The organism is Pseudomonas sp. 21, from assembly GCF_000955805.1.
Lineage (GTDB): Bacteria > Pseudomonadota > Gammaproteobacteria > Pseudomonadales > Pseudomonadaceae > Pseudomonas.
This window is the reverse complement of sequence record NZ_JYOA01000001.1, coordinates 125889-150382: the sequence shown is the minus strand read 5'-3', so window position 1 is coordinate 150382 and position 24494 is coordinate 125889. Positions and strand designations below refer to the sequence as shown.

The following is a 24494-nucleotide window of genomic DNA, read 5'->3' as shown; positions in this document are numbered from 1 at the left end:
AATCAGACTCAGCCGGAGACCGATTCCAACAAGCCCCTCACACCGCCCGGCAGGAGTCCAGAGATGCAACGTTCGATCGCTACCGTTTCCTTGAGCGGAACCCTGCCGGACAAACTCGAAGCCATCGCCGCCGCCGGTTTCGACGGCGTGGAAATCTTCGAGAACGATCTTCTCTACCATGGCGGCAGCCCGCGCGACGTGCGCCGCCTGTGTGCCGACCTGGGGCTGGCGATCACCCTGTTCCAGCCGTTCCGCGATTTCGAGGGCTGCCGCCGCGACCGCCTGCCGCGCAACCTCGACCGCCTGGAGCGCAAGTTCGACCTGATGCAGGAGCTGGGCACCGACCTGGTGCTGATGTGCAGCAACGTCGCCGCCGACTCCCTGGGCGAGCGAGAATTCCTCCTGGAAGACCTCGGCCTTGCCGCCGAACGTGCCGGCGCCCGAGGCTTGCGGGTGGGCTACGAAGCCCTGGCCTGGGGCCGCCACGTGAACACCTGGCAGCAGGTCTGGGGCCTGGTGCGCGAGGTGAACCACCCGGCGCTGGGCGTGATCCTCGACAGCTTCCACACCCTCTCGCTGAAGGGCGACCCGGCCGGCATCGCGCAGATTCCCGGGGAGAAGATCTTCTTCGTGCAGATGGCCGACGCGCCGATCCTGGCCATGGACGTACTGGAGTGGAGCCGCCACTTCCGCAACTTCCCCGGCCAGGGCGAATTCGACCTGCCGGGCTTCCTCGGGCCGATCCTCAAGAGCGGCTATCGCGGGCCGCTGTCGCTGGAAATCTTCAACGACGGCTTCCGCGCCGCACCGCCGCGGGCCAACGCCGCCGATGGCCTGCGTTCGCTGCTGTACCTGGAAGAGAAAACCCGCGAGCGCCTGCTCGGCGAAGGCATGCCGCAGGAACAGCTGGACTGCCTGTTCGCGCCACCCCCGGCCAGCCAACTGGAGGGTGTGGAGTTCCTCGAATTCGCCGTCGACGAAGCCCTTGGCGCACGCCTGGGCAATTGGCTGGAGCGCCTGGGCTTCGCCCGCGCCGGCGAACACCGCTCCAAGGCGGTGAGCCTGCTGCGCCAGGGCGATATCAACATCGTGCTCAACGCCGAACCCTATTCCTTCGGCCACAGCTTCTTCGAGGCCCACGGCCCGTCGCTGTGCGCCACCGCGTTGCGCGTGCGCGATGCCGCCAGCGCGCTGGAGCGCGCGCAGGACTACAAGGGCCAGCCGTATCGCGGGCTGGTCGGCCCCAACGAGCGCGAAATTCCCGCCGTGCGCGCGCCGGACGGCAGTCTGATCTACCTGGTGGAGGAGCGTGCTGCCGGGCAGACCATCTATGACGTCGACTTCCGCCTCGATCCTGAAGCCAAGGCCAGCGGCCAGCTGCAGCGCATCGACCACATGGCCATGGCGCTACCGGCGGATGGGCTGGACAGCTGGGTGCTGTTCTACAAGGGCCTGTTCGACTTCGAGGCCGACGACGAAGTGGTGCTGCCCGATCCCTACGGCCTGGTGAAGAGCCGTGCCCTGCGCAGCGCCAACGGCAGCGTGCGATTGCCGCTGAATATCTCGGAGAACCGCAACACGGCGATCTCCCATGCGCTGTCCAGTTATCGCGGCTCCGGCGTCCACCACATCGCCTTCGCCTGCGAAGACATCTTCGCCGAGGTGGCGCGGGCCAAGGACGCCGGAGTGCCGCTGCTGGAAATCCCACTCAACTACTACGACGACCTCGCCGCGCGTTTCGACTTCGACGACGAGTTCCTCAGCGAGCTGGCCTACTTCAACGTGCTTTACGACCGCGACGCCAGCGGCGGCGAGCTGTTCCACGTCTACACCGAGCCGTTCGAGGAGCGCTTCTTCTTCGAGATCATCCAGCGCCGTGGCGGCTATGCGGGATACGGCGCAGCCAACGTTGCCGTGCGCCTGGCGGCCATGGCCCAGGCGCGCAACGGCACGACCCGTCGGCCGAAGGTCTGAGTCTTGGCGCTTTGCCTGAACGGCGCGGGGGCGCGCATAATCCGCGCACCCCTTCACCACAGCAGGCGTCCCTGGCGTCTGCCCGACGATGCAAAGCCATGACCGACAGCGCCACCCAGCCGATTCCCGCCGAAACCGCCCGCCGGGGTCGCAAGAACAACCCGGAGAAGACCCGCGAGGATATTCTCCAGGCGGCCATCGTCGAGTTCGTCCAGCAGGGCCTTTCCGGCGCGCGGGTGGATGCCATCGCCGAGCGCATGAATACCTCGAAGCGGATGATCTACTACTACTTCGGCAGCAAGGAGCAGCTCTACCAGGCGGTGCTGGAGAAGCTCTACGGTGACATCCGTGGCACCGAGCAGACGCTGCACCTGGCCGAGCTGGAGCCGCTGGAGGCCATGCGCCGGCTGGTGGATTTCACCTTCGATCACCACGACCGCAACGTCGACTTCGTGCGCATCGTCAGCATCGAGAACATCCACTACGGCCAGTTCGCTTCCGGCTCGGAGGCGATCCGCTCGATGAACAGCAACATCCTGCGCACCATCGAGGACATCCTCCAGCGCGGCGCCGCCAGCGGCGCGTTCCGCGCCGGCTTGCCGGCCATCGACGTGCACATGCTGATCAGCGGGTTCTGCTTCTATCGCGTGTCCAACCGCCACACGGTCGGCTCGCTGTTCCAGGTCGAGCTGGAAGACCCGGCGATCAAGGCGCGGCACAAGGACATGATCGTCGAGGCGGTGTTGCGGTACGTGCAGCCCTGAACCGAGCCGGAAATGTAGGAGCGGGCCATGCCCGCGATTGTTTCCGGCGGGTGGCGGCCGACCCGGTGAATCCGTGCCGCACTGTCGCCGGCCCTGCCGGCGGATCGCGGGCGTGGCCCACTCCTACAGGTGCGCGTCACATCCCAGCGAAATGCGCCAGCATTCGCTCGGCGTTCGCGGCGACACCACTGAACAGCTCGAACGCCTTCACCGCCTGGAACACCGCCATGTTGCCGCCATCCAGCGTGCGGCAACCGAGGCGGCGAGCCTGCCTGAGCAGCTCGGTCTCCAGCGGGAAGTAGATGATCTCCGCCACCCATAGGCGCGGGTGCAGCAACTCCAGCGGCAGCGGCGCGCCGGGCAGCTTGGCCATGCCCACGGGGGTGGTGTTGACCAGTCCGTCCGCCTCGGCGACCGCGCTGGCCAGGTCGTGACCGACCCGCGCACGTTGGCCACCAAAGTGCGCGTTGAGGTTGTCCGCAAGCGCCTGGGCGCGGGCTGCGTCCACCTCGAAGATCGTCAGTTGTCCCACGCCTTCGCTGAGCAGCGCATGGGCGACCGCAGCGCCTGCGCCGCCAGCGCCCAGTTGCACCACGCGCTCGCGCGGTGCGTCGCTGAGGTTGCGTCGGAAGCCTTCGGCAAAGCCCAGGCAGTCGGTGTTGTGGCCGATGCGCTTGCCGTCGCGCAGCACCACGGTATTCACCGCGCCAATGCCGCGCGCCTCGTCGGACAGCTCGTGCAGCAGCGGAATCACCGCCTGCTTGCACGGAAAGGTGATGTTCAGCCCGGTGTAGCCCATGCGCTCGGCGGCGGCGAGCAGATCGGGCAGGGCGGCCGAGTCGACGCCCAGGGTGTCCAGGTCGACCAACCGGTAGAGGTAGCGAAACCCCTGGGCGTCGCCTTCGCGTTCGTGCAGCGCCGGGGTGCGCGAAGCCTGGATGCCGGCGCCGATCAGGCCGGCCAGGACGGTGCGGTGCTCGCTCATCGGGCTCACTCCTGCAGCCGCTTGGCAAAGTACTGGATCCCGGCGCGGTAACCGTCGCTGCCCAGCCCGGCAATCACGCCCACGGCGATGGCGGAGACGAACGAGTGGTGCCGGAATTCTTCCCGCTTGTGCACGTTGGACAGGTGCACTTCGATCACCGGCAGCTCGACGGCGGCGAGCGCGTCGCGGATGGCCACCGAGGTGTGCGTCCAGGCGGCGGGGTTGATCAGGATGCCGGCGCAGCGGCCGCGCGCCTGGTGGATCCAGTCGATCAACTGGCCTTCGTGGTTGGTCTGGCGGAATTCGATTTCCAGGCCGTTCTCGGCACCGGTGCGCTGGCAGAGCGCGGCGATGTCGTCGAGGGTTTCGTGGCCGTAGGTGGCCGGCTCACGGGTACCGAGCAGGTTGAGGTTCGGCCCGTTGAGCACGAGCAGGGTGTGAGGCATGAGAAGGGGCTCCGTTGTTCTTGTATGGCCGTGATGGAAAGGCCTGCAGGAGCAAAATGTACCAAATGGTTAATTTGGTCAATGCATGCACGGATCAACGGAATTTGTCGCGAACAACAAGTTTTGAGCGGTTAACGTGCGGGCAACATCGATGATTGCCTGGGATTTACGGCCCTATCCGCAGGCCCCGGAAAAACCACATTCCGTTCGGTGATCGACCATGGGTAGGAGCGGACTGCGTCCGCGAACGGTTCGTCGTGACACCAGGTTCCGGGGGCGGACGTTGTCCGCCGTTCGCGGGCATGGCCCGCTCCTACACCACCTCGGATCTGTAGGAGCGGGCCATGCCCGCGATCTGCGCTGCACGATAGCGACCGGCAAAAAAAGACCCGCCAGGTGGCGGGTCAGGGGAGGGTGACGCTGGATTCAGATGTGCAGTGCATGCCCCAGCGCGCGCAACGCAGCTTCCTGCACCGCTTCGCCGAGGGTCGGATGGGCGTGGATGGTGCCGGCGATATCTTCCAGGCAGGCGGCCATTTCCAGGGACTGCACGAAGGCCGTGGACAGCTCCGAGACCGCCTTGCCGACGGCTTGCCAGCCGAGGATCAGGTGATTGTCCTTGCGCGCCACCACGCGGACGAAGCCATCGCTGGACTCCAGGGTCATGGCGCGGCCATTGGCGGCGAACGGGAAGCTTGCCGTCAGCACCTCGTAGCCAGCGGCCTGGGCCTGCTCGGGCGACAGGCCGACCACCACCACTTCCGGATCGGTGAAGCACACCGCCGGGATCGCCGTGGGGGTGAAGGCGCGGCGCTTGCCGGCGATGATCTCGGCGACTATCTCGCCCTGGGCCATGGCGCGGTGGGCCAGCATGGGCTCGCCGGCGATGTCGCCGATGGCCCAGACGTCGCGCATGGAGGTGCGGCATTGCTCGTCGATGCGCACGGCGCGGCCGTTCATGTCCAGGCGCAGAGTGTCGAGGTTCCAGCCGGCGGTGTTGGGGTGGCGGCCGACGGCGACCAGCACCTGGTCGGTCTCGATCACCCGCTGCGAACCGGCACCGTCCTGTACGCGCAGGCCTTTGCCGTCCGGCTCCAGGCCCATCACGCTGTGGCCCAGGTACAGCTCGATGCCGAGCTTGCGCAGGGCATTGGCCACCGGCTTGGTCAGTTCCTCGTCGTAGGTCGGCAGGATGCGCGGCTGCGCTTCCACCACCGTGACCTCGACGCCCAGCTTGCGGTAGGCGGTGCCCAGTTCCAGGCCGATATAGCCGCCGCCAACCACTGCCAGGCGCTTGGGCAACGCCTTGGGCGCCAGGGCTTCGGTGGAGGAAATGACGTTGCCGCCCACCGGCAGGAAGGGCAGCTCGACGGATTTCGAACCGGCCGCCAGCAGCAGGTGTTCGGTGTGGATGTGCTGGGTGCCGCCTTCGCTGAGGTCGACTTCCACGGTCTTGCCGTCGACGATCCTGGCCCAGCCATTGACCACGGTGACGCCGTGCTTCTTCAGCAGCGCGGCGACGCCGGTGGTCAGGCGGTCGACGATGCCGTCCTTCCATTCCACGGTGCGCTGGATGTCGATGCTCGGCGCCTGCACGCTGATGCCCAGCGGCGACTTGCCGGCGAATTCGCGGGCCTTGAGGTATTCCTCGGCGGCGTGGATCAGCGCCTTGGAAGGGATGCAGCCGATGTTCAGGCAGGTGCCGCCCAGCGAGGCGCCTTCCACCAGCACGGTGCGGATGCCCAGCTGGCCGGCGCGGATCGCTGCGACGTAGCCGCCGGGGCCGCCACCGATCACCAGCAGGGTGGTTTCGAGAGTCTGGTTCTGTTTCACGTCTCTGGCTCCACTCATCAGTCGATGAACAGGGTGGCGGGATGTTCGAGCAGGGCGCGCACGGCCTGGATGAAGGCGGCCGCGTCCATGCCGTCGACCACCCGGTGATCGAAGGACGAGGACAGGTTCATCATCTTGCGCACGATGATCTGCCCGTTGATCACCATCGGCCGCTCGACCATGCGGTTGACGCCGACGATGGCCACTTCCGGGTAGTTGATCACCGGCGTGCTGACGATCCCGCCGAGCGCGCCGAGGCTGCTCAGGGTGATGGTCGAGCCGGACAGTTCCTCGCGGCTGGCCTTGCCGTGGCGAGCGGCTTCGGCGAGGCGCGCGACTTCCGCGGAGTTGCCCCACAGGTCGCGGGATTCGGCGTTGCGCAGCACCGGCACCATCAGGCCGTTGTCACTCTGGGTGGCGACACCCAGGTGCACCGCGCCGTAGCGGGTGATCACGTCGGCATCGTCGTCATAGCGCGCATTGAGCTGCGGGAAGTCGCGCAGGGCGACGACCATGGCGCGGGCGATGAAGGGCAGCAGGGTCAGCTTGCCGCGCGCCGCGCTGTGCTTGGCGTTGAGGTGGACGCGCAGGGCTTCCAGGTCGGTGACGTCGATTTCCTCGACGTAGCTGAAGTGCGGGATGCGCCGCTTGGCCTCGGCCATCTTCTGCGCGATCTTGCGGCGCAGGCCGATCACCGGAATCTGGTGCTCGTCGTGGCGCGCGGCGTAGCCGGAGGCAATGGTCGCGCCGCCATGTTCGAGGAAGTGCTCCAGGTCTTCCCGGAGGATGCGTCCGGCCGGGCCGCTGCCCTGGACGAACTGCAGTTCCACGCCCAGGTCGCGGGCGCGCTGGCGCACCGCCGGCGAAGCCAGCGGCTTCTCGCCCGGCGCGCGGCGCGGAGCCGGAGAGGGCGCAGGGCGCGCGGCCGGGGCGACGGGTTTGCTCTCGACGCGGGGCGCCGGCCTGGGCGCCTCGGCGACCGGTTCAGGCTTGGCCGCCGGCTGGGCCGGTGTTTCTTCGTGCGGCTTGGGCTGCGCGGCTTCCTTGTGGTTGCCGTGGCCTTCGACTTCCAGGCGGATCAGTTCGCCGCCCACGGCCATCACCTGGCCGGGCACGCCGCCCAGGGCGAGGATCTTGCCGGCCACCGGCGAGGGGATTTCCACGGTGGCCTTGTCGGTCATGACTTCCGCCAGCAGCTGGTCCTCGTGGACCTCGTCGCCGACCTGGACATGCCACTCCACCAGCTCGACCTCGGCGATGCCTTCGCCGATGTCCGGCATCTTGATGACGTGAGTGCCCATTCAGACCTCCATGGCGCGCTTGAAGGCCGCGCCGACGCGTGCGGGGCCGGGGAAGTAGTCCCATTCCTGGGCGTGCGGGTAGGGCGTGTCCCAACCGGTGACGCGGGCAATCGGGGCTTCGAGGTGGTGGAAGCAGTTCTCCTGCACCAGCGACATCAGCTCGGCGCCGTAGCCGCAGGTGCGGGTGGCTTCGTGGACGATGACGCAGCGGCCGGTCTTCTTCACCGACTCGACGATGGTGTCCAGGTCCAGCGGCCAGAGGCTGCGCAGGTCGATGATCTCGGCGTCGATGCCGGTTTCCTCGGCGGCGGTCTGGGCCACGTAGACGGTGGTGCCGTAGGTCAGCACGGTCAGCTCGGAGCCGGGGCGGGCGATGGCGGCCTTGTCCAGCGGCACGCTGTAGTAGCCCTCGGGCACCTGGCTGGCCGGGTGCTTGGACCAGGGCGTCACCGGGCGGTCGTGGTGGCCGTCGAACGGGCCGTTATACAGGCGCTTGGGTTCGAGGAAGATCACCGGGTCGTCGTTCTCGATGCAGGCGATCAGCAGGCCCTTGGCGTCGTACGGGTTGGACGGCATGACGGTGCGCAGGCCGCAGACCTGGGTGAACATCGCCTCCGGGCTCTGGCTGTGTGTCTGCCCGCCGTAGATGCCGCCGCCGCAGGGCATGCGCACCACCATGGGCACGGTGAAGTCGTTCACCGAACGGTAGCGGATGCGTGCGGCTTCCGAGACCAACTGGTCGGTGGCCGGGTAGACGTAGTCGGCGAACTGGATTTCCACCACCGGGCGCAGGCCATAGGCGCCCATGCCGACGGCAGCGCCGATGATGCCGCTCTCGGAGATCGGCGCATCGAATACCCGCGAAGTGCCGTACTTCTTCTGCAGGCCCTCGGTGCAGCGGAATACGCCGCCGAAGTAGCCGACGTCCTGGCCGAACACCACGACGTTGTCGTCGCGCTCGAGCATCACGTCCATGGCCGAGCGCAGCGCCTGGATCATGGTCATGCTGGTGACGGCCTGGGCGTTCTCGTGTTGCGGGTTCATGGCATTCATACCCCAAGCTCCTGGCGCTGCCGGCGCAGGTGTTCCGGCAGGTCCTTGTAGACGTCGTCGAACAGGTTGGCGGCGCTGAACACATGGCCGTCCACCAGCGAACCGTGGCGTTCGGCTTCCTTCTGCGCGGCGATCACTTCGGCTTCCAGTTCCTTCTTCAGCGCTTCCTGCTGCTCCTCGGACCAGATGCCGAGGCCGATCAGGTGCTGTTTCAGGCGGGCGATGGGGTCGCCGAGGGGGAAGTTGGTCCAGTCGTCCGCGGGGCGGTACTTGGACGGGTCGTCCGAGGTGGAGTGCGGGCCGGCGCGATAAGTGACCCATTCGATCAGGCTCGGGCCATGGCCACGCCGGGCGCGCTCGGCGGCCCATTGCGAGGCGGCGTAGACCGCGAGGAAGTCGTTGCCGTCCACCCGCAGCGAAGCAATGCCGCAACCCACGCCACGGTTGGCGAAGGTGGTGCCTTCACCGCCGGCGATGGCCTGGAAGGTGGAGATCGCCCACTGGTTGTTGACCACGTTGAGGATCACCGGCGCGCGGTAGACGTGGGCGAAGGTGAGGGCGGTGTGGAAGTCGGATTCGGCGGTGGCGCCGTCGCCGATCCAGGCGGACGAGATCTTGGTGTCGCCCTTGATCGCAGAGGCCATGCCCCAGCCGACGGCCTGGATGAACTGGGTGGCGAGGTTGCCGGAGATGGAGAAGAAGCCCTTCTCGCGGCTGGAGTACATGATCGGCAGCTGGCGACCCTTGAGCGGGTCCTGCTCGTTGGAGAGCAGCTGGCAGATCATGTCCTTGAGCGGGTAGTCGCGGGTGATCAGGATGCCTTGCTGACGGTAGGTCGGGAAGGTCATGTCGCCGTCGCGCAACGCCATGGTGTGGGCGGTGGCGATGGCCTCTTCACCCAGGCACTGCATGTAGAAGGACATCTTCTTCTGGCGCTGGGCGGTGAGCATGCGCGCGTCGAAGAGGCGCGTCTTGAGCATCAGGCGCATGCCGCGCAGCAGCTGTTCGTGGCTCAGCTCCGGGGCCCAGGGGCCGACGGCGTTGCCGTCTTCATCGAGCACGCGTACCAGGCTGAACGCAAGGTCAGTGGTCTGCGCCGGTTCGACGTCGATGGCGGGCTTGCGCACTTCGCCGGCGGGCGACAGGTGCAGGTAGGAGAAGTCGGTCTTGCAGCCCGGGCGTCCGGTGGGTTCAGGGACGTGCAGGCGGAGTGGGGCGTAGTCGGTCATGGCGGGTCTCCAGTTGTGATCGTGGGGTGTGGATCAGCAGACGGAAGAAGCCATGCCTGGCGGGCGCACCCGGCCGGGTCGGGCTACGGTGCAGGTGCCGCGCGGGGTCGCGCAGCGGGTGGTGACATCACTCATGGTGAGGTCCTCGGTTGTTGTAGTTGTGGTTTCAGTATAGGTGTGACCGATTGGTTTTTTGCTCCAAATTGACTAGCTCAGAGCTTACGGATTAGTGTGTTTGCACTATAAAAACAGCACTGAGTAGCTCATGTTTAAAGGGCAGACCAAAAATGGCTGATCTCGACCGCACCGACCTGAAAATCCTCCGCGCCCTGGCCGACGACGGCCGCCTGTCCTGGCGCGATCTGGCGCAGAACATCGGCCTGTCGCTGACCCCGACCTTGCGCCGGGTGCGCCGCCTGGAAGAGGAGCACTACATCCAGGGTTACTTCGCCCGGCTCGACGAGGAACGCCTGTCCGGCGGCATGAGCGTGTTCGTCTCGGTGTCCCTGGAAAAACAGACCGGCGACTACCTCGCCCGGTTCGAAGAACGCATCGTCCAGGCGCCGCAGGTGATGAGCTGCTTCCAGATGACCGGCGACGCCGACTACATGCTGCGGGTGGTGGTGAAGGACTTGTCGGCGTACCAACTGTTCCTCACCAACACGCTGACGCAGATTCCCGGCGTGGCGGGGATCAAATCGGCCTTTGCGTTGAAGTCGGTGATGCTGCGCTCGGCCCCGCCGATCTGAGAGACGAGTGCTGTGTAGGAGCGAGCTTGCTCGCGAACCTGCGGCTCGGTGTGGCGCCGACCCGATCGCGGATGAATCCGCTCCTACAGCAGCCGGCCCGTCCCGCCCAGGCGTAGGAGCGGACTTCGTCCGCGATGGATTACCGCAGGCACTGAAACATCGGCAGAGTGCGGTTCGCGAACAAGCTCGCTCCTACAAAAAACAGATCAACCGTTGCGGCGGAACTGCTCGCGATACTGCGTCGGCGTCACCCCCAGGCGCTGTACGAACACCCGTCGCATGCGCGCGGCACTGCCGAAGCCGCAGCGCCAGGCGATCACTTTCAGCGCCAGATCGCCTCCCTCGAGCAGCCCGCGCGCCGCGTCGATGCGCGCGCGCTGGACGAACTCGGCCGGCGTCACGCCTGCTTCGCGGACGAACACGCGGGCGAAGCTGCGCGGGCTCATCGCCACTTCCGCAGCCAGTTGCGGCACGCCCAGCGGCTGGTCGAGGTTTTCCTGCACGTAGCGCTGGATGCGCGCCACCGGCGAGCCTGCATCGGCCGGCGCCTGCAGGAAGGGGCTGAACTGCGACTGCCCGCCCTGGCGCTGGGCTACCACCAGCAGGCGCTTCGCAACGGATAGCGCCACTGCTGCGCCGTGGTCCTCGGCGACCAACGCCAGTGCCAGGTCGATACCGGCAGTCACGCCCGCCGAGGTCACCAGCGCGCCATCGCGCACATGGATCCGATCGGGTTCGACCAACGCCCGCGGGAACAGCCCGGTGAGCCGCCGCGCATCGCTCCAGTGGGTCGTCACGCGCTTGCCGTCGAGCAGCCCGGCGTGGCCAAGCAGGAAGGCGCCGGTGCAGATCGAGCCGTAACGCGGCGCCATGGCGCAGGCCGCGCGCAACCAGTCGAGCAACTCGGGCGCAGGACACTCATCCGGCAAGGCCGGCCCGCCCGGCACTAGCAGGATGTCGGCAGCGCCCTGGCCCTGTTCGAGGCCGAAGTCGGCGCCGAGCAGCTGGCCGTTGGAGGCGCGCAGCGGCAAGGGCGGCGCGGCGAGGGTCACCACCTGGTAGCCCTGGCCGGCAGGGACGAAGGCATTGGCCTCGGCGAACACATCCAGCGGCCCGGAGACGTCCAGCGCCTGCACGCCGGGGAACAGCAGCATGGCCACGCGTTTCATGGCGCCTCCCGATCCGATCGATGGCGTTCATTCTTGCGGCGTATCGCCCTGGCTGCAATCGGCCGATGGGAACGAATGCTGCCATTCTGGCAACGGGAGACGTCACAATCACAGGAGAAGGTGCGCCCGCAAGGCGATATTGTTGCGCTAACTGAAGAAATCCGTTGTCGAAGTCGGTCTGTGTAGGAAAGGTCTCATCGGCTAGATTTATGGCAGTGGGCCACGATCGACGCGACCCGCGTGATCCCTGAGGTTCCTGCCATGAAATCCACTCTTTGCGCGCTCTTCGCCATTCCTGCCTTGCTGTTGTCCTTCAGCGCTTTCGCCGACGACGCGGCCGTCTACCACTACGGCATGCCGCTGGACGTGGCCAAGGTGCTGAGCATTTCCCAACCCAACGAACGCTGCGAAGTCAGCCAGGCCACCATGGTCTACCTGGACTCGCAAGGCCAGCAGCACACCGTCAAATACCTGCGCCAGACCCCGCGCTGCAGCGACATCTGAGTCAGGCGCGGAACTGCTCCACCAATCCCTGCTGCCGGCTGGCCAGTTCGTTCAGTGAACGGCTGGCACCGGCGGCCTGCTGTGCGTGGTCGGAAATGGTCTGGGTGACGTCGCGGATGCCGGCGATGTTGCGGTTGATCTCCTCGGCGACGCTGCTCTGTTCTTCTGCTGCGCTGGCGATCTGCAGGTTCATCTCGCTGATCAGGTTCACCGCCTCGCCGATCCGCCGCAGCGCGTCGATGGCCTGGCGCGCCTGATCGACGTTGCCCTGGGCCTGGGCGAAGCTGCCCTGCATCGCGCTGGTCACTGAGTGGCCGCGGGCTTGCAGGTTCTCGATCACCTCGCGGATTTCCTCCACGGACTCCTGGGTGCGCCGGGCCAGCCCGCGCACTTCGTCCGCGACCACGGCGAAACCGCGCCCGGCATCGCCTGCGCGCGCCGCTTCGATGGCGGCGTTGAGGGCCAACAGGTTGGTCTGCGCGGCGATGCCGCAGATGACTTCCAGGATCGAACCGATCTGCTCGTTGCTCGCCGCCAGTTGTTGCAGCTCGGCCATGGCCTGGTGCATGCCGCTGGCCAGCAGGTCGATGCCGCTGTTGGTCGCGTCGAGGGTGCGGAAGCCGTCATCGCAGGCCTGTTCCGCGGTGCGCGCGGCTTCGGCGGCGCGAGCGGCGCTGCGGGCAGAATCCTGCGCGGTGGCGGACATCTCGTGGAGCGCCGTGGCGACCTGGTCGATCTCGCGGAACTGCTGCTGCATGCCGTCACTGGTCTGCCGGGCGATCTGCGCCGAGCGGTCGGCGGTGGCATGGGCTTCGCGGGTCGCCGATTGCACGGCGGCGATGCTCGGTTGCAGTTTGTCGAGGAAGCGGTTGAAGGCGGTGGCCAGCCGGCCCAGTTCGTCGCGGCGCGGGTAATCGAGCCGGCGGGTGAGGTCGCCTTCGCCGTCGGCGATGTCTTCGAGCATGCGCGCCAGGCGCAGGATCGGCCGGCTGATGCCCAGCGCGGTGAGCGCCACCAGCAGCATGCCGAGCAACCCGACAGCGATGCCGACGCCGGTCTCCAGCGCGGTGCTTTTCCAGCGCAGCTCATCCAGCGTGCCCTTGAGGCGTTCCGCCGGGGCGAGCATCACCGCGCGCGGCACGCTGAGCAGGATGCCCCAGGGCGCGGCGTCCGGCACCGGGGCCAGGCTGTGCAGCACGCTGATGGATTCGCCGTCGTCTTTGGACGGCGAGCGCCCGGCGGCGATCTCGGCGAGCACGGTTTTGTCTGCGAATTTCTGCCCCAGCTTGGAGGCATCGCCGCTGTCGCTGGCAACCAGGCCGTTGGGGCTGAGGATGCGGATGCGGCCCTGGCCGTCGAACAGGCTGCGGCTGCCCTCTGCGCTGCTTTGCTGAAGCGCCGCCAGATCGATGTCGAAGCCCACCGCGGCGATCGCCTTGCCGTTCTCCAGTAGCGGCAGGGTGACGCTGGTGACCAGCCGGCGCTGGCCGGAGGCGTCGTCGAAATACGGATCGAGCACGCAGGGGCGGGCGCGCCCGGTGGAGCAGGTGAAGAAGGCATTGTAGGGCTGGCCGCTGGGGCCGGGCGTGGTGTCGCCGAGGACCTGCTCGGTGCCGATCACCCGCTGGGTTTGCCCGCCGTTCTGCAGCAGGTAGAGGGCGAAGCGGCCGGTCTCGTTGCTGCCCAGGTCTTCGCGGGCGGCGAACTGGCGGTCGGCGGCGTCCAGCGCATCGGGCTGGAACACCAGGAACAGGCCGAGCAGTTCCGGGTGTGCGCCGAGGGTGTCGGCCATCGAATGATTGAGGGCGGTGCGCAGCGCGGCGGGGTCGAGGACGCCCTGGTGCTGTTGCGCTCGCAGGGTCTGCACGGTGCGCAGCAGGCCTTCACCGAGCAGCAGGTTGTTCTGCAGGCGTTCGCGGATCAGCAGGGCCTGCACCTGGCCCTGGGTTTCCAGGTTGTGCCGCGCGGCAACGGCGAAGAGTTCGCCGCTGTCGTGCTGGATGGTGTGGCTGTCCTGCCGCGCCTGGTACAGCGAGAGGCCGATCAGGACGCTGGCGACCAGGATCAGGCAGAGACCCGCCAGCCAGGTGATGCGGCCCTGGATCGAAGTCAGGAGGCTGGGCATGGCGGGTTTTCCTTGCGCTTTGAAGCTGTCGATCAGAACGTGGTGGAGAACAGCAGCTGGCTGTAGAGGTTGCTGTTGTCGTTGCCGATCTGGGTGCCGCCTTCGGCCGCGCTCTTCTTCGGCTGGTACAGGCCCACCAGCGGGATGATCACCAGGTGCTCGTTGATCGCCCACTCGGCGTAGAGGTCCAGTTCGCGGCCGTCGGTGTTGCCCAGGTCGGTATCCAGGGTGTGGAAGTCGAAGTACTGCGCGCCAATGGAGAGATTCTCCAGCGGGGTGACCTTGGCGCCGACGTTGTGTACGCGGGTGTTGTTGTTGAACGGCCCGGAGTAGTTGCCCGCCACCTCGCCCTGGAACCAGGTGCCGAAGCCACGGCTGAAACCGTAGAAGAGGGTGTCGTAGCCTTCGGAGAAGCGGCTGAAGCGATAGCTGACGTAGGGCTTCCAGCTGACGTCGGAGAAGGTCCAGCCGGCTTCCAGGTACCAGGCATTGGCGGTGTCGTCGCTGTACTGGGCGTTGTCCTTGTCCTGCCAGGCGTATTCGCCGGAGAGGAACAGGTTTTCCACGCCGGCGTTGCCGGTGCCGCGCAGGCTGTAGGTCTTCATGTCCTTGCGGTCGAGCTGGATCGGCGAGGCGTAGCGCTCGTCGACGTCGGTGACGTCGATGTAGGTCAGGCCGAAGGTGGCTTCCGGGGCGACGTGCTCGAGGGTGGCGACATACAGGTCGGAGTTGGCCTGGGCGCGGTTGTCGGATTTGAGGCGCATCAGGTCCCCACGCCAGCCTTCCTTGCCGCCGATGCGCAGCACGGCGGTCTCGTCGAAGTCACGGCGCGCTGCCAGGTAGTAGCCACCGCCACGGTTGTATTCGCCATCGGCCAGGCCCTTGCCCATGTTCAGGGCATCGCCGTCGATCAGGAAGCCGTCGCCGACCACGATGTTCTGGCGGCCGAAGGACAGGTCGATGCCGTCTTCGCCCAGCATCGGGAACAGGCCCGCCGAGCGCCAGCCGGCGTAGGCATCCTCGATCTTGGTGGTGCGCTCGGAACCGTCGCTGAAGCCCGCGGCGTCGCCGTCGCCCCAGGTGCCGGAGCTGAGCAGGTTGAAGGCGCCGTAGGCGGTGCCCGCGCCGCCGAGCTTCTGGTCGCCGCTCAGGCCGTACTTGATGAAGCCTTCCTGCCAGGAGGAGGAGCCTTCATCCAGCGTGCCGGTCATGTTGTAGCGCTCCTGGCTGTGGAACAGCCCGAAGGTCGCCGAGAGGTCGGCGTTCAGGTGCGTGTCGTCGGTCGCGTACAGCTCGTAGGCGCTGGCGGAACTGGCCCCGGCGATGAGCAGGACGAGCAGGGTGGGGCGCAGCACGGCGGCGTGGGTCATGGTGAAGGCATCCGTTTCGTTATTGTCGATTGAGGGGATGTGACTTCTGCCGATGCTATGTAAGGGCTGGCGTTGTGCCGTTGCTCCTGTCTGCCAAGTGATTGGGTGTGGTTGCCAGATCCGACAGTGGTGCTTTTTGTAGGAGCGAGCTTGCTCGCGAACGAGCCATCCGACGGCGCCAGCGTCAAGCGGGTTCGCGAGCANGCTCGCTCCTACAAGGGCAGGATTTAGCGCGAGCGCGAGATCAGTGACGGCTGTTCCGCATACAACCGCTTGTACAAGGTCGAAAAATGACTGGAACTGGCAAAGCCCAGGTCCAGCGCCAGGTTCGTGATGCTCTGCTGCGGCTCCTGCTTGAGTCGGCGGCGCGCCTCGGCCAGGCGCAGGCTGAGGAAGAACTGCTGCGGCGTGCTCTGGCAGATCTGCCGGAAGCAGTACTGCAGGGTGCGCTGGCTGGTGTTCAGGCTCTGGCTCAGCTCCAGCAGCGAGAGCGGCTCGGAGAGGTCCGCCTGCATACGCTCGATGGCCGCCAGCACCAGCCGGCGATGTTGCTGCAGCGAGCGCGGCGCGCCTTCGCGGTCGTTGCCGGGGAGGATTTCCTCCAGTGCCTGTAGCACGTGGCTCAGCACCAGGGCGACGGCATGCCCGGCCTGCTGTGGGTCGTCCACCCGCCAGGGCTCGCCTTCGAAGGCGGCGAGGGCGTCGCACAGGCTGCGGCGCAGATCGCCGGCCCCCGTTGGCGACAGTTGCAGGCGCCGTTGCTGCAACGCGCGTTCGAACAGCTCGCGCTCCTCGGCGCCGAGCAGGCGTTCCAGCTGCGGCTGGCTGAAGGTCAGGCCGAGCATGTGGATTTCCCCGGCGGCGCAGATTTCCAGTTCGCGGCCTCCTTCGAGCACCAGCAGGGTGTCGTCGTGCAGGGCCTGGCCATTGAAGCGCGAATCGGCACCGGCGCGCAGGGGAATGCCGATCACCAGATGGCCGGCGGGCGGCGCCATGTTCTCGTGCAGGTGCAGGTTGGAGTGTTCGTAGATCAGCGAGGCGCCGGGCAACTGCACATGCAGCAGCTCCGCCTGCAGGCGGCCGTGGCCGAGCTGGGTGTAGTCCTGGCTCCAGCCGGCGAGGGCGCAGGCCAGTTCATCGGAGTCGGTTGCCTGGTGGCGGGCTATGCCGGTCATGGCGGTTCACCTCGGTTGTGCGCCGAGTATCGGGCAGTGCTGGCGCGCAGGCTTGTGCCTGCGCGCCAGGGTGTTGCGGCGCTCTGCCAGTTTCAGCGGCCGGCGAGGTAGGCGGCGGCCAGTGTACAGGCGCGCTCGATCAGCATGGGCGCCAGTTCCCGCGCGGTTTCGCTGTTGCGCCGGGTATGCACCCAGCCCAGGTAGGTGGTGCCGCGCAGGGCGAGGAACAGCGGAAGCGCGGCGCGGTCAGCGGCGGACAGCGGCTTGACCGAGTCGTAGCCGGCCAGCAGCGCCGCCTGGATCTGCGCCAGGCGTGGGTCGTCCAGGCAGAAATACAGCGCGGTGGCCAGTTCGAACATGTGCCAGCCGAAGCCGGCATCGTCGAAGTCGATCAGCTGCAGTTCGCCGCCTTCGAGCAGCAGGTTTTCCGGCACCAGGTCGGCGTGGATCATGCCGAAGTTGTCCAGGCTGCGGCCGTAGTGGCGCAGGTCGAGACGCGCTTCCTGGCGCGCCCGCTGCAACAGTTCGTGCTGCTCGTCGCTGAGCAGGTCCAGCTCCCAGAACCGTCCCCAGAACGGGTTGGCGCCCACCAGGCCTTCTTCGTCCCAGGCGTGCCGGGTGAATTCGTTGGGCTGGCGCCATTGGGCCGAATTCAGGTGGATGCGCGCGGCCACGGCACCGGCCTGACGGAACAGCGCCTCGATGTCGCCGTCGGCGCTCAGGCCCTGCTCGGCGGAGCCCAGGGTGCTGCCGGACAGCCAGCCGAGCATGTCGACGAAGCGCGATTCCTCAAGGGCGGCGCTGCGCACCTCGGCCAGGTGTTCGCCGTTGCGGGTGCGGATGATGCTCGGCACGCCGATGCCACCGGCGGCCAGTCGCTCCATCCAGGTCAGCTCCGAACGCAGCGCCGCCTCGCTGTGGTAGCCGCCGCGGTGCACGCGCAGGGCGCTGCGCGTGCCATCGCTGCGGGTGGCGCAGAACACCGCGTTCTCGCGGTACTTGAGCAGTTCCAGGCCGACGAAATCGCCTTCCCAGTGGCGCAGGGCGTCCAGCGCCAGGTCACGCAGGCAGGCGATCTGCTGGTCGTGATCAAGCTCTGCGAAACAAGCCTTGGAAAAGTTGTTCATGGTGGCTCCTCAGAGTTCGCTCAGGACCTGGTCCAGGGTGTCGATGAACAGCTCGCCATGCTCGGCCGCGAACACCAGTGGCGGGCGGATCTTGAGGATGTTGTCGTCGCCGCCGATCTTGCTGATCAGCACGCCGCGCTGGCGCATGGCATTGACGATGCGCCGCGCTTCGAGGCCGGCCGGCTCGCGGCTGGCGCGGTCGCGCACCAGTTCCACGGCGAAGAACAGGCCCTGGCCGCGCACGTCACCGATGATCGAGTGGCGCTCGGCCAGGCGGTGCAGTTCGGCGCTGAGCCTGGCGCCCTGGCGCCGGGAGTTGCCTTGCAGGTCCTGCTCGGCGATCACGTCCAGCACCGCCTGGCCGACGGCCGCGGCCACCGGCGAGCCGCCGAAGGTGTTGAAGTACATATTGCTGCGGCCGAAGGTTTCCACCCGCTCGCGGCTGGTCACCACGCCCGCCAGGGGGAAGCCGTTACCCATGGGTTTGCCGAGGGTGACGATGTCCGGCACCAGCGGGTGCGACTGGTGGCCCCACATGTGCTCGCCGGTGCGGGCGAAGCCCGATTGCACCTCGTCGGTGATCAGCAGGCCGCCGGCATCGCGCACCAGCTTCGCCACGCGCTCCAGGTAGCCGGCTGGCAGGCGCGGGATGCCCTCATTGGCGAACAGGGTGTCGATCAGCATGGCCGCGAGGCCGACGCCGGCCGCCTGCAGCTCGGCGATGGCTTCGGCGACCTTGGCCACGTAGCGCTCGGCAATCTGCCCGGGCGTGCCGTCGGCATGGTAGAGGCAGGGGATCGGCACGGCCCGCGCGTGGGCCGAGAACGGCTCGGAGCTGGGTAGCGCGGTGGTCACCGCCGCCAGCGTGGTGGTGTTGCCGTGGTAGTTGTAGTCGCTGACGATCACGCCCTTGTTGCCGGTGGCGAAGCGCGCCATGCGCAGGGCCAGCTCGTTGGCCTCGCTGCCGGTGCAGGTGAACATCAGGCTGTCCAGGGGCTCTGCGAAGGTCGCGGTGAGGCTCTCGGCGTAGCGCACCACGCGTTCGTTGAGGTAGCGGGTGTGGATGTTCAGCGTCGCCGCCTGTTCGGCCATGGCCGCCACCACCTTCGGATGGCAATGGCCGACGCAGGGCACGTTGTTGTAGCAGTCCAGGTAGCGCTTGCCGGCGGCGTCGATGAGCCAGACGCCTTCGCCTTTCACCAGTTCCAGTGGCTCGTCGTAGAACAGCGGCGAGGCATCGCCCATGACCTGGTGGCGGCGTTGCAGCAGGGTGGGTTCAGACATTCTCGGCATTCTCCAGGGGCTTGCCGGCGCGGGTGGCGGCGCGCAGCAGGTAGTTGAGGATGAGGGCGGCGACCACCAGGGCCAGGGCGCTGAGCATCGCCACTTCCAGCTGGAAGCAGGCGGCAATCACGACCAGTGTCAGCAGCATGCCGACGCTGGCGATCAGCGGGCCGCCGCGCAGGCGGAACGGGCGCACCAGGCCGGGTTGGCTGCGGTGCAGGCGCAGGTAGGCGGCGAACAGCACCAGGTGGCAGCTGCCCAGCAGCAGGACGATGCACAGCAGGAGTTTTTCCGGCGGCACCAGGGTCAGCGGCAGGCCGATCACCGTCAGCACCAGCAGGGCGACGTAGGGCGCGCCTCGGCGGTTGGTGCGGGCCAGCGCGGCGGGGAAGAAGCCGTCGCGGGACAGGGCGAACAACTGGCGGGAAGCGGAGAACACCACCGAGAAGAAGGTCGCCAGCAGGCCGCACACGGCGCCGGAGCCGACCAGCAGCGGCAGCCAGTCGCGCTCGCCGTAGAGTCCGCCGTGGGTCATGGCGGCGTACAGCGGGTCGCCCGCATTGCCGACCACTTCCACACCGGCGGCGCCCGGCGCGCTGATCACCACGGTCAGGGCGGTCAGCAGCAGGGTGCCAACCGCGGCGATGATCCCGCGCGGCATGCTGCGGCCCGGCTCGGCGGCTTCCTCGGCGGCGGAGGCGACCTGCTCCAGGCAGATGAACATCCAGATGGCGAAGGGCACGCAGGCGAACACGCCGGCCACGCTCACGCCCGGCAGTGCGCTGCCGGCGCTGGGCAGGAGGTTTTCCCAGTGCACGTGGGGCAGCATGGCGCCGCCGAAGGCCAGCAGGGCGATGGCGGCCACGGCGCCGGCGAGCAGGGTCAGCCCGAGTGCTTCACCGACGCCGATGATGTGGATGCCGATGATCACCGCGAACAGGCCGATGCGCACCGGCCAGCCGCCGAAGCCGAACACCGATTCCATGTAGGCGGCGAGGAAGTTGGCGGCCGCGCCGGTGCCGATGGTCAACGCCAGCGCGCAGGCGGCGCCGACCAGGTAGCCGACGAAGGGCCCGAAGGCCAGCTGCGCGTAGGCGAACACGCCGCCGGCATGGGGCCGCGCGGTGGAGAGCTCGCACACGCACAGCGCCAGGCCGCCGCAGAGCACGGCCATCAGCAGGGTGGCGACGAGCATGTTGGCCCAGCCGCTGCTGGCCAGGCCGTAGTTCCAGCCGGAGAACTGCCCGGCGATGACCAGTGAAATGCCGAGCCCGGCGATCTGGGGCCAGCGGAGTACGCCTTGTTTGAGCATGTTGAGTGTCCCTTGCCTGTGAGTGATGAGGGGTGAGCGGCAGTCAGCCGCGTGCGCCGGAGCGCAGCGGGCAAGGGAGGGCGCCGGCGATTGCCGACGGTCGGATGCGTGAAGTCATGGAGCGGCCCTTCTTGTTGTTTTATGGGGTATGCACGCGCCCGCCGTCAGGTACGGCGGGCAGGGAGAAGGTACGAAGGGCGCGGGATGGGCGATATCAGAAATGCGCAAAGACGCAAGGCGGGGATTTTCGCGGGAGAAGGCAGGGGGGAGCCAGGCGGCTCTGATGGAGGAGGAAACTGGTAGGAGCGAGCTTGCTCGCGAACAGCATGCGCATGATGCGTCAGGTGCGAGGCAGGTTCGCGAGCAAGCTCGCTCCTACGAAGAGCCGGTTGTGCCGGTTCCTGAAGGGGCGAGCTTGCTCGCTGGTAGCGATATCAGGCCAGGCCGACGTAGAGGTTCTGCACGTCGTCGTTGCCGTCCAGCGCATCGAGGAAGGCTTCGACTTCCTCCAGTTCCGCGCCGGACAGGCTCACCGGGTTCTTCGCCTTGTAGCCGAGCTTGGCCGAGGCGACGGTGAAACCGTGCTCGGGGAGGGCGCGGCAGACGGCGTCCAGGTCGGTGGAGTCGGTGAGGAACAGGGTATCGCCGTCTTCCTCGCCCGGCTCGAAGTCCTGGGCGCCGGCTTCGATGGCGGCCAGTTCCGGGTCGGCGTCGGCGCTGGCCGGGGTGGCCTCGACCAGGCCCAGGTAATCGAAGTCCCAGGATACCGAGCCGGAAGCGCCCAGCTGGCCCTTGCGGAACAGCACGCGGATTTCCGCGATGGTGCGGTTCACGTTGTCGGTCAGGCATTCGACGATCACCGGCACGCGGTGCGGGGCGAAGCCTTCGTAGACCACGCGCTCGAAGGTGGCGGCGCCGTCCAGCAGGCCGGCGCCCTTCTTGATGGCGCGCTCCAGGGTGTCGCGGGGCATCGAGGCCTTCTTGGCCTGCTCGACGACCAGGCGCAGTTTCGGGTTCATGTCCGGGTCGGCGCCATTGCGCGCGGCGATCATGATTTCCTTCGACAGTTTGCCGAACACGCGGCCCTTGGCGTTGGCGGCGACTTCTTTATGTTTGGCTTTCCACTGGGCGCCCATAGTGATCTCTTGCTGGCGGTTGCTGATGGACGGCAAGTCTAAGGCCTTGCGCGGCGGCTGGCGATATCTGCCGGATCAGCGTTCCGCTGGTACGGCGAACACGGCGCTGGCCTGGGCCACCACCTTGTCCCCCACCGACAGCAGCGCGTTGGCAAAAGCCATCTGCCGGCCGCGCCGGCTGTGCAGCAGGCGGATGCTCAGCCAGTCGCCGACCTGGGCGCTGGAAACGTAATCCAGGGGCAGGCTGGCGGTGACCAGCGGCTGCGGCGGTTGGCTGGAGAAGGCCATGGCGTAGCCCATGCCGATGTCCGCCAGGGTGGCGAGAATGCCGCCGTGGACGCCGCCACGGCTGTTGGTGTGGCGCTCGTCCAGCAACAGGCCCAGCTCCAGCGAATCGCCCTCGCCACGCACGAGGAATGGACCGAGCAGGTCCAGCAGCGGATTGCGCCGTTGCAGCGGCTGGAAGCCTTCGGGATAGCCCAGATCGGCGAAAGCGTTCATTGCCAGCCTCCGGTGTGCTGCTGCAGCACGGCGCGCACGGTTTCGATCACTCGTTGCGGCACCTGGTAGTCGGGGTGCGCGCGGAACACCGCTGCCGCGTCGGCAAGGCGAGTGAGGGCAAGCAGTTCGCTTTCGGCCTTGCGGGTGTCATTCAGGCCGGCCGGCAGGGCCAGCGCCTGGCGCTCGCAGGAGCAGGGCGCCTGGGGGTTCACCAGGGCGCAATGCTGCTGCATGAAGTCATCCAGCCGCTGGCGCGCCCGCGACAGGCGCTTGCGGTAGGTCGCCGGTTCGACCTCCAGCACCGCGGCGGCGGTTTCCGAATCCAGGCCGAAGGCGATGTCCAGCACGTAGGCCAGGCGCTGTTCACGCTCCAGGCACATCAGCATGCCCTGGGTGCAGGCCAGCGCGATGCGTTCGGCGGCGAGTTTGTCGGCAGGCTCCAGCGGGCGCTCGTTGGCCTGGGCCAGGCGCAGGCCGAGGTCGAGCTTTTCGGCCAGGGCTTCCAGCGACACGGTGGGCGCCTCGCGAACCTTGGTGCGTGCAGTCAGCAGCGCGTTGCTGGCGATGCGGAAGGCCCAGGTGGAGAACTGGCTGTCGCCACGGAAGCTGGCCAGGTGCGTGGTGATGCGCAGGAGGATTTCCTGGCTGGCGTCCTGGGCGTCTTCACGGCGGCCGAGCATGCGCAGGGCGAGGTTGTAGACCGGTGCCTGCAGGGCCAGCAGAAGCGCATCGAGGGCGGCGGGTTCGCCGCGCTGGGCGCGTTGCAGTTGCTCGTTGTCGACGGTTGGAAATTTCACGGTGTCCTCCTGACGTGGCCGGGGAAATTCCGGCTGTTCTTCCTTGGACTCGGCGTCCGCAAGTTTTGTGACCGCCAGGCTATCCGGGCCCTGGGCGGTTCGCGAGCAAGCTCGCTCCTACACGGGGGCATCTCCTTGTGCGGAGAGGAAGCGGTACAGCCGCTCATCCAGGGAGTGCGCCACGTTGAAGCGCATCCACGGCACGCTGCGGCCGTCGGGCATGAACAGCTGGCCGGGGAACAGCAGGATCTTCGCCTCCTTGGCGCGGCTGGCGAGCAGGGTGGCGTCGTCCACCGCGCGGTGCCGGGCCCAGAGGAACAGGCCGGCGCGGGGTTCGTGGAAGATCTCCAGGCCGGCGGCTTCCAGGCGCCGCGCCACGCTGTCGTGGGCTTCGCCGAGCTGGTCGCGCAGCTGGCGCACGTGCTTGCGATGGCGACCCTGCAGGAGGATGTCCAGGGCCAGGGTCTCGGTGAGCTCCGAGCTGGTCAGGCCGCTGACCATCTTCAGCGGCACCAGCTCTTCGATCAGCTCGGGGTGGGCGGCGATGAAACCGGTACGCAGCGCCGGCGCTATGACCTTGGACAGGCTGCTGATGTAGATCACCCGTGCCAGCTGGTCGAGGTTGGCCAGCAGCAGTTGGCCGGCGGGGTCGAGCTCGGCGTAGATGTCGTTCTCGACGATGAGGAAATCGTACTTTTCCGCCAGCTGCAGCAGGCGGTGTGCGGCGGCCAGCGACAGGCTGCCGCCGGTGGGGCTCTGCAGGCGCGCCTGGGTGAAATAGACCTTGGGGCGGTGTTCGCGGGCCAGTTGCTCCAGGCGGTCGAGGTCCAGCCCGTCGGCGCTGCGCGGTACGCCCAGCAGTTGCGCGCCCTGCAATCGCAGGTTGAGGAACAGGTTGTGGTAGCCGGGTTCGTCCACCAGCACCGGGTCGCCGCGCTGCACCAGGTAGCGCACGGTGAGGTCCAGCGCCTGGCTGGCGCCGGCGGTCAGCAGGATCTGCTCGGGGCTGGCGGCCACACCCGCATCGCCCAGGCGGTCGGCGAGCTTGCCGCGCAGCTTCAGGTTGCCCTTGCTGTGGCCGTAGTTGCCGAACTGGGTCGGTTCTTCCCGCGCCAGGCTGCGCAGCCCGCGCAGCAGGCCTTCGCCATCGAGCCAGTGCTCGGGCAACAGGCCGACGCCGGGGCGCAGCTCCATCCCCAGCGGCTGGAAGACCTTGTGCAGCAACAGGTGCGCATCGAAGTCGAATTCGGTGGGCGCCACATCGCTGGCGCTGTCCTCGACTGCCGGGCCGCGCACGTAGAAACCGGCGTTGGGCACCGCGTTCAGGCAGCCGCGCGCCACCAGCCGGTCGTAGGCCTCGACTACGGTGAAGTGGCTGACGCCATTGGCCTGGGCGAACTTGCGGATCGAGGGCAGCTTGGCGCCGGGACGCAGGCGCTGCTCGTCGATGGCCTGGGCGATGCCATCGACGATCTGGGTGACCAGGGGAATGTCCGAGGTGGGGTCGAGCAACAGCATCCGAAGGTCCGCTTCTTGTGTGGGTGAGCGATGGGCAATCTGTACAGGTCCGCGGACCATAACAGCACTGCAATTTCTGCGTTATCCCTGTGCATGGTGCGGACCGGGCGTGGCCAGCACACTCGGTCCCAGACGGCGGCAA

The 24494-nt window shown here is 67.5% G+C and carries 21 protein-coding genes and 1 pseudogene; 4 read left to right on the top strand and 18 right to left on the bottom strand.

Going from position 1 to position 24494, the window contains the following annotated elements; genetic code table 11:
- Window positions 1-63 precede the first annotated feature (63 nt).
- Together quiC and UB43_RS00650 are read left to right on the top strand one after the other, a co-directional pair.
- Window positions 64-1974 (top strand): 3-dehydroshikimate dehydratase QuiC, encoded by a 1911-nt coding sequence (quiC, locus tag UB43_RS00655; RefSeq protein WP_045207415.1) that lies wholly within the window; start codon window positions 64-66, stop codon window positions 1972-1974.
- Window positions 1975-2072: 98 nt separating this feature from the next.
- On the top strand, window positions 2073-2738 hold the full coding sequence (locus UB43_RS00650) for a TetR/AcrR family transcriptional regulator (protein WP_045207412.1): 666 nt from the start codon (window positions 2073-2075) through the stop codon (window positions 2736-2738).
- A gap of 136 nt (window positions 2739-2874) precedes the next feature.
- Here UB43_RS00650 and UB43_RS00645 read toward each other — a convergent pair whose 3' ends face one another.
- From UB43_RS00645 to UB43_RS00620, 6 genes are all read right to left on the bottom strand, one after another.
- The gene (locus UB43_RS00645) at window positions 2875-3723 is read right to left on the bottom strand and encodes a shikimate dehydrogenase (RefSeq protein WP_045207410.1); all 849 of its coding nucleotides are present in this window, start codon (window positions 3721-3723) and stop codon (window positions 2875-2877) included.
- Window positions 3724-3728: 5 nt separating this feature from the next.
- A complete protein-coding gene (aroQ, locus tag UB43_RS00640) occupies window positions 3729-4169 on the bottom strand; it encodes a type II 3-dehydroquinate dehydratase (protein WP_045207409.1) in 441 nt (146 codons plus the stop codon).
- A 426-nt stretch (window positions 4170-4595) separates the two neighbouring features.
- Window positions 4596-6020 (bottom strand): dihydrolipoyl dehydrogenase, encoded by a 1425-nt coding sequence (gene lpdA / locus UB43_RS00635; RefSeq protein WP_045207407.1) that lies wholly within the window; start codon window positions 6018-6020, stop codon window positions 4596-4598.
- A complete protein-coding gene (locus UB43_RS00630) occupies window positions 6020-7303 on the bottom strand; it encodes a dihydrolipoamide acetyltransferase family protein (protein WP_045207405.1) in 1284 nt (427 codons plus the stop codon). Before UB43_RS00630 ends, lpdA begins: the two co-directional genes overlap by 1 nt.
- Window positions 7304-8356 (bottom strand): alpha-ketoacid dehydrogenase subunit beta, encoded by a 1053-nt coding sequence (locus UB43_RS00625; RefSeq protein WP_017518320.1) that lies wholly within the window; start codon window positions 8354-8356, stop codon window positions 7304-7306.
- Window positions 8353-9585, bottom strand: a complete 1233-nt coding sequence (locus tag UB43_RS00620; RefSeq protein ID WP_045207393.1) for a 3-methyl-2-oxobutanoate dehydrogenase (2-methylpropanoyl-transferring) subunit alpha — start codon at window positions 9583-9585, stop codon at window positions 8353-8355. Before UB43_RS00620 ends, UB43_RS00625 begins: the two co-directional genes overlap by 4 nt.
- 287 nt (window positions 9586-9872) lie before the next feature.
- Here UB43_RS00620 and UB43_RS00615 point away from each other — a divergent pair, with 287 nt between their 5' ends.
- Window positions 9873-10334, top strand: a complete 462-nt coding sequence (locus UB43_RS00615; RefSeq protein ID WP_024762520.1) for an Lrp/AsnC family transcriptional regulator — start codon at window positions 9873-9875, stop codon at window positions 10332-10334.
- 206 nt (window positions 10335-10540) lie between these two features.
- On the opposite strand, the gene UB43_RS00610 is transcribed toward UB43_RS00615, so the two are convergent.
- Complete coding sequence (locus UB43_RS00610; protein WP_045207390.1) at window positions 10541-11503, bottom strand: GlxA family transcriptional regulator; 963 nt, start codon at window positions 11501-11503, stop codon at window positions 10541-10543.
- Between the two features lie 261 nt (window positions 11504-11764).
- Between UB43_RS00610 and UB43_RS00605 the strand changes: the two genes are divergently transcribed.
- Window positions 11765-12007 carry a DUF2790 domain-containing protein gene (locus tag UB43_RS00605; protein WP_045207389.1) on the top strand — a complete coding sequence of 81 codons (243 nt, stop codon included), beginning with the start codon at window positions 11765-11767 and terminating at the stop codon, window positions 12005-12007.
- 1 nt (window position 12008) lies between these two features.
- Here UB43_RS00605 and UB43_RS30225 read toward each other — a convergent pair whose 3' ends face one another.
- The 11 genes and pseudogenes from UB43_RS30225 to UB43_RS00555 form a co-directional block, all read right to left on the bottom strand.
- Window positions 12009-12764 (bottom strand): methyl-accepting chemotaxis protein, encoded by a 756-nt coding sequence (locus tag UB43_RS30225; RefSeq protein WP_371319001.1) that lies wholly within the window; start codon window positions 12762-12764, stop codon window positions 12009-12011.
- 102 nt (window positions 12765-12866) lie between these two features.
- Window positions 12867-13031 (bottom strand): annotated as a pseudogene (locus UB43_RS30220) (HAMP domain-containing protein); the annotation flags it as partial.
- A 1133-nt stretch (window positions 13032-14164) separates the two neighbouring features.
- Window positions 14165-15502 carry a hypothetical protein gene (locus UB43_RS00595; RefSeq protein ID WP_045207386.1) on the bottom strand — a complete coding sequence of 446 codons (1338 nt, stop codon included), beginning with the start codon at window positions 15500-15502 and terminating at the stop codon, window positions 14165-14167.
- Between the two features lie 227 nt (window positions 15503-15729).
- A complete protein-coding gene (locus tag UB43_RS00590) occupies window positions 15730-16677 on the bottom strand; it encodes a helix-turn-helix domain-containing protein (RefSeq protein WP_045207384.1) in 948 nt (315 codons plus the stop codon).
- A gap of 92 nt (window positions 16678-16769) precedes the next feature.
- Window positions 16770-17804, bottom strand: a complete 1035-nt coding sequence (locus tag UB43_RS00585) for a phosphotransferase enzyme family protein (protein ID WP_045207381.1) — start codon at window positions 17802-17804, stop codon at window positions 16770-16772.
- A gap of 9 nt (window positions 17805-17813) precedes the next feature.
- A complete protein-coding gene (locus UB43_RS00580) occupies window positions 17814-19088 on the bottom strand; it encodes an aspartate aminotransferase family protein (RefSeq protein ID WP_045207378.1) in 1275 nt (424 codons plus the stop codon).
- On the bottom strand, window positions 19081-20400 hold the full coding sequence (locus UB43_RS00575; protein ID WP_045207375.1) for an amino acid permease: 1320 nt from the start codon (window positions 20398-20400) through the stop codon (window positions 19081-19083). The genes UB43_RS00580 and UB43_RS00575 overlap by 8 nt, the downstream gene beginning before the upstream one ends.
- 434 nt (window positions 20401-20834) lie before the next feature.
- Window positions 20835-21536: a YebC/PmpR family DNA-binding transcriptional regulator gene (locus UB43_RS00570; RefSeq protein WP_045207373.1), complete on the bottom strand. Its 702-nt coding sequence runs from the start codon at window positions 21534-21536 to the stop codon at window positions 20835-20837.
- A gap of 75 nt (window positions 21537-21611) precedes the next feature.
- A complete protein-coding gene (locus UB43_RS00565) occupies window positions 21612-22037 on the bottom strand; it encodes a PaaI family thioesterase (protein ID WP_045207372.1) in 426 nt (141 codons plus the stop codon).
- Entirely contained in the window at window positions 22034-22834 is an 801-nt protein-coding gene (locus UB43_RS00560) for an RNA polymerase sigma factor (protein ID WP_045207370.1), read from the bottom strand. Before UB43_RS00560 ends, UB43_RS00565 begins: the two co-directional genes overlap by 4 nt.
- Window positions 22835-22951: 117 nt before the next feature.
- The gene (locus UB43_RS00555; RefSeq protein WP_045207367.1) at window positions 22952-24352 is read right to left on the bottom strand and encodes a PLP-dependent aminotransferase family protein; all 1401 of its coding nucleotides are present in this window, start codon (window positions 24350-24352) and stop codon (window positions 22952-22954) included.
- Between the last annotated feature and the right edge of the window lie 142 nt (window positions 24353-24494).